The 5,269-nt window shown below is 62.4% G+C and carries 10 protein-coding genes and 1 pseudogene; 3 read left to right on the forward strand and 8 right to left on the reverse strand.

Annotation, left to right across the window (positions count from 1 at the left end; all coding sequences use genetic code 11):
• Window positions 1-160: 160 nt before the first annotated feature.
• The 5 genes from MOV61_RS28070 to MOV61_RS28090 all read right to left on the reverse strand — a co-directional run bounded on the left by MOV61_RS28070 (window position 161) and on the right by MOV61_RS28090 (window position 2,050).
• Complete coding sequence (locus tag MOV61_RS28070; protein WP_007752665.1) at window positions 161-418, reverse strand: hypothetical protein; 258 nt, start codon at window positions 416-418, stop codon at window positions 161-163.
• A gap of 101 nt (window positions 419-519) precedes the next feature.
• Window positions 520-951, reverse strand: coding sequence for a TIGR02301 family protein (locus MOV61_RS28075; RefSeq protein WP_247138944.1), 432 nt, complete (start codon window positions 949-951; stop codon window positions 520-522).
• Between the two features lie 47 nt (window positions 952-998).
• Window positions 999-1,415: an NUDIX hydrolase gene (locus tag MOV61_RS28080; RefSeq protein WP_247138951.1), complete on the reverse strand. Its 417-nt coding sequence runs from the start codon at window positions 1,413-1,415 to the stop codon at window positions 999-1,001.
• 22 nt (window positions 1,416-1,437) lie between these two features.
• On the reverse strand, window positions 1,438-1,746 hold the full coding sequence (locus MOV61_RS28085; protein WP_247138946.1) for a HigA family addiction module antitoxin: 309 nt from the start codon (window positions 1,744-1,746) through the stop codon (window positions 1,438-1,440).
• A 25-nt stretch (window positions 1,747-1,771) separates the two neighbouring features.
• Window positions 1,772-2,050 carry a type II toxin-antitoxin system RelE/ParE family toxin gene (locus tag MOV61_RS28090; protein ID WP_247138947.1) on the reverse strand — a complete coding sequence of 93 codons (279 nt, stop codon included), beginning with the start codon at window positions 2,048-2,050 and terminating at the stop codon, window positions 1,772-1,774.
• Window positions 2,051-2,215: 165 nt separating this feature from the next.
• On the opposite strand from MOV61_RS28090, the gene MOV61_RS28095 reads away from it, so the two are divergent.
• The 3 genes from MOV61_RS28095 to MOV61_RS28105 are packed head-to-tail and all read left to right on the forward strand — an operon-like array spanning window position 2,216 to window position 4,012.
• Entirely contained in the window at window positions 2,216-2,542 is a 327-nt protein-coding gene (locus tag MOV61_RS28095; RefSeq protein ID WP_247138948.1) for a YnfA family protein, read from the forward strand.
• A 44-nt stretch (window positions 2,543-2,586) separates the two neighbouring features.
• On the forward strand, window positions 2,587-3,354 hold the full coding sequence (locus tag MOV61_RS28100) for an SOS response-associated peptidase (protein WP_247138949.1): 768 nt from the start codon (window positions 2,587-2,589) through the stop codon (window positions 3,352-3,354).
• A 40-nt stretch (window positions 3,355-3,394) separates the two neighbouring features.
• Window positions 3,395-4,012 carry a LysE/ArgO family amino acid transporter gene (locus tag MOV61_RS28105; RefSeq protein ID WP_247138952.1) on the forward strand — a complete coding sequence of 206 codons (618 nt, stop codon included), beginning with the start codon at window positions 3,395-3,397 and terminating at the stop codon, window positions 4,010-4,012.
• A gap of 18 nt (window positions 4,013-4,030) precedes the next feature.
• Here MOV61_RS28105 and MOV61_RS30375 read toward each other — a convergent pair whose 3' ends face one another.
• The 3 genes and pseudogenes from MOV61_RS30375 to MOV61_RS28115 form a co-directional block, all read right to left on the reverse strand.
• Window positions 4,031-4,159, reverse strand: a complete 129-nt coding sequence (locus MOV61_RS30375) for a hypothetical protein (RefSeq protein ID WP_255759033.1) — start codon at window positions 4,157-4,159, stop codon at window positions 4,031-4,033.
• Between the two features lie 173 nt (window positions 4,160-4,332).
• Window positions 4,333-5,172 (reverse strand): CDP-diacylglycerol--serine O-phosphatidyltransferase, encoded by an 840-nt coding sequence (gene pssA / locus MOV61_RS28110; RefSeq protein WP_247138950.1) that lies wholly within the window; start codon window positions 5,170-5,172, stop codon window positions 4,333-4,335.
• 16 nt (window positions 5,173-5,188) lie between these two features.
• A pseudogene (locus MOV61_RS28115) lies at window positions 5,189-5,269 on the reverse strand (phosphatidylserine decarboxylase family protein); the annotation flags it as partial.

The following is a 5,269-nucleotide window of genomic DNA, read 5'->3' on the forward strand; positions in this document are numbered from 1 at the left end:
CTGTTGTGGCTCGACGCTCGGGCGCAGCTCGGACAGCGCCAGGGCCTGGCCGCCGACCGCCATTGTCATGGCGGCGGCAAGCGCGATTGCCGCCGAAAGGCGGGTGGAGAGTTTGGGCATCGTCGTTTCCGCCGCGTTTCGCACGGGAAACCTCTATCGTTTATTGAACAGTGCGCTCGGGGGAGAATTCGCCGGCGAGCATGCGGCTCTTGAGCGAATCAAGCATGGCTTCGGCGCCCATTTCCCCATGAATGCGGATGGTTTCCCGCATGGCAAGTACCAGAGCTGCGTCGGCGATGATTTCCGGCTCGATACCGTCGGCACGGCCATCTGCCCATGCCTCACTCTGATATTCCAAGGCAGCCTGCATCTTCTCATGCACAATCATGTCGTCGATGTCGTTGCGGCCTGTCTGCATTCTGTCGTCCTCGGTGCCCGTTTAATTACTAGCCCGTTAAAAACTTTATCAGCCTTTTATCAAAACGACACGGCCTCCTGCCAAAAGAGGTAAATAATCCTCTAATTTCCGAAGCGGGCGGCGATTTCTGTCGCAAGTGTTGCGCCTTCGATACGATAACGTTCTTCGGCGGTTCTTGCCGCATCCGTGCAGGACGTATGCACGGCTGCAAACGACCGATACCCCCGGTTGAATGCCGCCGTCAACCTCTCGCGGCGCTTCGGCTCGGTGCCTGTATCGGCATCCAGCAACTGCTGCATCGAGGCCCGCCATTCGGACGTCGATGCGCCGCAGAGCGCGCGCAGATACTGGATGGAGCCGAGCACTTCGGCCAGCCGCGTCAGTTGCCCGTCATAGGGCGCCGGCTTTTCCTCGGCCGCCGGGGGAGGCGGTGGCGGCGCGGACGGCTGCTGTTTCGCCGACTGCGCGGCAAGCGGCGTCGCCGCAAGGATTGCCAGCAGGGTCAGGCAGCCAAGTCGCTGAATGAGCTTCATGAACGGGTCCCGATGCGGCGCGATTGCGCCTGTCTTAGCGAGCCTTCTTAGCGGGCATTGATCTCCGCCGCCAGCCTCTCGGCGCATTCGAGCACGCTCGCCGGCACGGCCAGGTCGCGGATCTCCTCAAGCGTATACCAGCCGGCATCGGCCGCATCGTCGGCGGCGACCGCCTGGCTATCGGGGTCGGCCTCCACGCGAAAGACTGACAGAAAGAAATGCTGCCCACCTTGCTTCTCGCTCTTCAGGTCGTAGGTGGCGAAGAGGACGGGATTACGCACCGGAATGCCCGTCTCCTCCAAGAATTCCCGCACTGCCGTCTGGTCCGGCGTCTCGCCGGGCTCGGCCCGGCCGCCCGGAAACGCGAACAGATCCATCGACGGCGGGTTTATCCGCCGAATCAGCAGAAACCGCCCATCTCGTTCGAGAATGGCGGAGGACGCGGCTTGGGGAGATTGGGACATGTCGGTTTCCATCGGCAACAGGCTATGCCGCGCTCAATGTGGGAATATTGCTGACATCCACCTCGCGCTCCGCATGCCAGGCGTCATAGGCGGCCTGCATGCGCAGCCAGATCGCCGCGCCGTCACCGAACATCTTGCCGAATCGGGCCGCGACATTCGGCGAGACGGGCTTGCGCTCGCGCAGGATGTCGTAGAGCTGCTGGCGGGAAATGCCCAGAAGCTCCGCGATCTCGACCTTCGTCTTGCCGGTCGCCGGGATGATCTCCTCAAGCAACGCGCCGGGATGTGACGGGCAACGCTGGATCGGCCTTCTTACTTCATATTCCGCCATCGATCTCATTCCCTAAACCGCCGCCTCAATGATATTGCTCGAAATCAACACGAGCGGCGTCCTTGCCGTCGAATTCGAAGGTGATGCACCAAGGCCCGTTGACGTGAACGGTATAGCGGGGCGAATCAAGACCATGCAGCGCATGAAAATCAAATCCCGGCAGGTTCATGTCCTCTGGTCGCTCGGCCGCTTCCAGACGGTCCAGCCGCACAAGGATGCGCTTGTGCATCTTTGCATCGATTTTCCCCGTCTTGCCGGTCTGGAACAGGGTGGCCAAAGCCTTATTCGTGAAGGATTTGATCATACGACATGTGAGTATATTGCTTACATGTCGTCAAGATGTGTAAGCAGATAATTTACACACTCCTCCGTCTCGAAGTCGGGTCCTCTATCGCACATTCCGGTTTCCATTGCTTCGATCATGTGAAAACGTGCACCGCCTGACATCCAGTTCCAGCCCGCGTCCCTGATGAAAACCTACACCCTCTATTTCCTCGCCGCCCTTGCCGAGATCGCCGGGTGTTTCGCCTTCTGGGCGTGGTTCAGGCTGGAAAAGCCGGTCTGGTGGCTGGCGCCGGGCGTCGTGTCGCTCATCGTCTTCGCCTGGCTGCTGGCGCTGGTGCCGAGCGAGGCGGCGGGGCGCACCTATGCTGCCTATGGCGCCATCTATATCCTTGCCTCGATCCTCTGGCTCTGGACCATCGAAGCCCGGGTTCCGGACCGCTGGGATGTTCTCGGCGTCGCCGTCTGCCTCATCGGCGGGGCGATCATCCTGTTTGGACCGAGAAGTGCCTGATCTCGGCGCTTGACCCTTCCAATGCCCGATGCCACATAGTTCGCATGTGCGGACGCTACGCCCTGACGGCGACCCCCAAGGATATTTCGGAATTCTTCAGCCTAGCGGATCTCGACGATTTCCCGGCCCGCTACAATATCGCCCCGACCCAGCCGATCCTCCTCGTCATGTCGTCCGAAAAGCGTGAGCCGGGCAGCAACCTGCCGGAACGCCGCGCCTTTCTTGCGCGCTGGGGTCTGATCCCTGGCTGGGTGAAGGACATGAAGGAGTTTCCGCTGCTGATCAACGCGCGCTCCGAGACGGCGGTCGGCAAGGCATCCTTCCGCGCCGCCATGCGCCATCGCCGGATCCTGATCCCCGCGACCGGCTTTTACGAATGGCGCCGGCCGCCGAAGGAAAGCGGCGTCAAGCCGCAGGCCTATTGGATACGCCCGAAGCGCGGCGGCGTCGTCGCCTTTGCCGGCCTGATGGAGACCTGGTCCTCGGCCGACGGTTCCGAAGTCGATACCGCCGCGATCATGACGACGGCGGCCAACGGCGGCCTTCGCCACATCCACGACCGCATGCCTGTCGTCATCGAACCCGAGGATTTTTCCCGGTGGCTCGACTGCAAGACGCAGGAGCCGCGCGAGGTGGCCGATCTGATGCGGCCGGTGCAGGAAGATTTCTTCGAGGCGCTGCCGGTTTCCGATCTCGTCAACAAGGTCGCCAACATGGGGCCGGACCTGCAGAAACCGGTCGCGGTCGCGCAGCCGGAAGAGGAACCGCCGAAAAAGCCGAAACCCGACTCGACCCAGATGTCGCTTTTCTGACCCCTCGGCTCTCTTCCTTCAGACGGACAATTTCATGAACCTGTTTTCCGCCGGCCTTTCCGGCCTTGCACTTGGTGCCTCGCTGATCGTCGCCATCGGCGCCCAGAACGCTTTCATCCTGCGCCAGGGGCTGATCCGCTCCCACGTCTTCATCCTCTGCCTGATCTGCGCGCTGTCGGATGCGACGCTGATCGCCGCCGGCGTTGGTGGGCTAGGCACCATCGTTTCTCGGTCGCCGATGCTGATCTCGGTGGTGACGCTGGGCGGTGCGGTGTTTCTCGGAACCTACGCCTTCATGGCTTTCCGCCGGGCAGTGAAGCCGGCCGCGATGGTGGCGGGTGCGCCGGAACCGATGGGGCTGAAGGCGGCGGTCTTGACCTGCCTGGCCTTCACCTTCCTCAATCCGCATGTCTACCTGGATACGGTGGTGCTGCTTGGCAGCCTGTCTGCGGCCTTCGAGGGGGCGGAACGCGTGGCCTATGGTGTCGGTGCGGCGCTTGGCTCGTTCGTCTGGTTCTTCGGGCTCGGTTACGGCGCACGTTTCCTGGCGCCGCTGTTTGCCAGACCCGCCGCCTGGCGGGTGCTGGATGTCGTTATCGGCATCGTCATGGGCCTGCTCGCGCTCGGGCTCCTGTGGAGCTTTTTCAGCGGCGAATGAAGCCGGTCAGCCAACTGATCAGCCGGCTGGGGTAAGCTTCGGCTTGCGGTTCAGCATCAGGGCTGCGGCAACCACGGCCTTCAGGCCGAGTGGACGGTAGGGCGTGGTCATTTCCGGTTTGGATTCAATCTTCTTCTCGGTGCTCATGGCTGTCTCCTCAACACGCGAATCTCTTGTTTGCATTTTGCGATCGCGGCTTTTCCCATAAAAGCGGGCGGAATCGTGGCCGGCAAGCTGGCACTGCCGCCCGATATTCGTAGAACTGTCATCTTGTGGGAAACTGTTGCGCGGAAGTTGCAGCTTACCGAGTTCGAGCAGACTCAGACATGCGTACTGTCATCCTCGATTGTAATCGTGCCGTAGCGACGGTGCCAGGCGCGGGCGCTGAACGGCAGGACGAGGAGATAGGCAACGACGGTGGTCGACAGCACTTGCCAGGTATAGCTCATCAGCAGCGCTACATAGAGCACCACGGCGAGCATGATCGGCAGCATCAGGTCGCGGCGGATGCGGCTCGACTTGCCGGACCAGACCGGCAGGCGGGAGACGAGCAAGTAGCCGATCAGCACCGTATAGGCAACGCTTGCATAAACGAAGATCGGCGTCGCTTCGAGCCCTAGGAAGCCGAGATAGACCGGCAGCAATACCAGCATGGCGCCCATCGGCGCCGGCACGCCGACGAAGAATTCCGATTGCCAGTCCGCCTTGATGTTGCGGTCTTCCATGACGTTGAACCGGGCAAGGCGCAGGCCGGCGGCGATCGCATAGAGCAGGGCGGCGATCCAGCCGATCGAATGCGCCTGGTCGAGCAGGAAGGCGTAGGAGACCAGCGCCGGCGCGACGCCGAAATTGATGATGTCGGCAAGCGAATCCATCTGCACGCCGAATTTCGACGTGGCTTTCAGGAGCCGTGCCACGCGCCCGTCGATGCCGTCCAGGAAGGCCGCCAGCAGCACCATGGCGACCGCCAACTCGTAGCGCCCCTCGAAGGCGAGCCTGATGCCCGTCAGGCCGGCGCAGATGGCAAGCACCGTGATCAGGTTCGGCACCAGCAGCCGGAGCGGAATTTCGCGCAGGCGCGGCCCGCGGGCCTCTTCGTTCGGGCTGTTGTGTTCCGTGTGCGAATGAGGGGGCGAGGGCGGCGAGGCGGGCGTCTCCATCAGGCTCTAGCTCCCTTTACGTGCGGCGGCTGATGATCGGGCCCTTGGCGGAGCCGAATTCCGCAAGCACGGTTTCGCCGCCGATGGCGCGCTGGCC

Origin of the sequence: Neorhizobium sp. BETTINA12A (genome assembly GCF_023006485.1) — a bacterium.
Lineage (GTDB): Bacteria > Pseudomonadota > Alphaproteobacteria > Rhizobiales > Rhizobiaceae > Neorhizobium.

Coding starts and splice junctions, on each gene's coding strand:
- MOV61_RS28075 (WP_247138944.1), bottom strand. CDS start 951: ATGAAGCTCATTCAGCGACTTGGCTGCCTGACCCTGCTGGCAATCCTT.
- MOV61_RS28090 (WP_247138947.1), bottom strand. CDS start 2,050: ATGATCAAATCCTTCACGAATAAGGCTTTGGCCACCCTGTTCCAGACC.
- MOV61_RS28080 (WP_247138951.1), bottom strand. CDS start 1,415: ATGTCCCAATCTCCCCAAGCCGCGTCCTCCGCCATTCTCGAACGAGAT.
- MOV61_RS28085 (WP_247138946.1), bottom strand. CDS start 1,746: ATGGCGGAATATGAAGTAAGAAGGCCGATCCAGCGTTGCCCGTCACAT.
- MOV61_RS28095 (WP_247138948.1), top strand. CDS start 2,216: ATGAAAACCTACACCCTCTATTTCCTCGCCGCCCTTGCCGAGATCGCC.
- MOV61_RS30375 (WP_255759033.1), bottom strand. CDS start 4,159: ATGAGCACCGAGAAGAAGATTGAATCCAAACCGGAAATGACCACGCCC.
- MOV61_RS28070 (WP_007752665.1), bottom strand. CDS start 418: ATGCAGACAGGCCGCAACGACATCGACGACATGATTGTGCATGAGAAG.
- pssA (WP_247138950.1), bottom strand. CDS start 5,172: ATGGAGACGCCCGCCTCGCCGCCCTCGCCCCCTCATTCGCACACGGAA.
- MOV61_RS28100 (WP_247138949.1), top strand. CDS start 2,587: ATGTGCGGACGCTACGCCCTGACGGCGACCCCCAAGGATATTTCGGAA.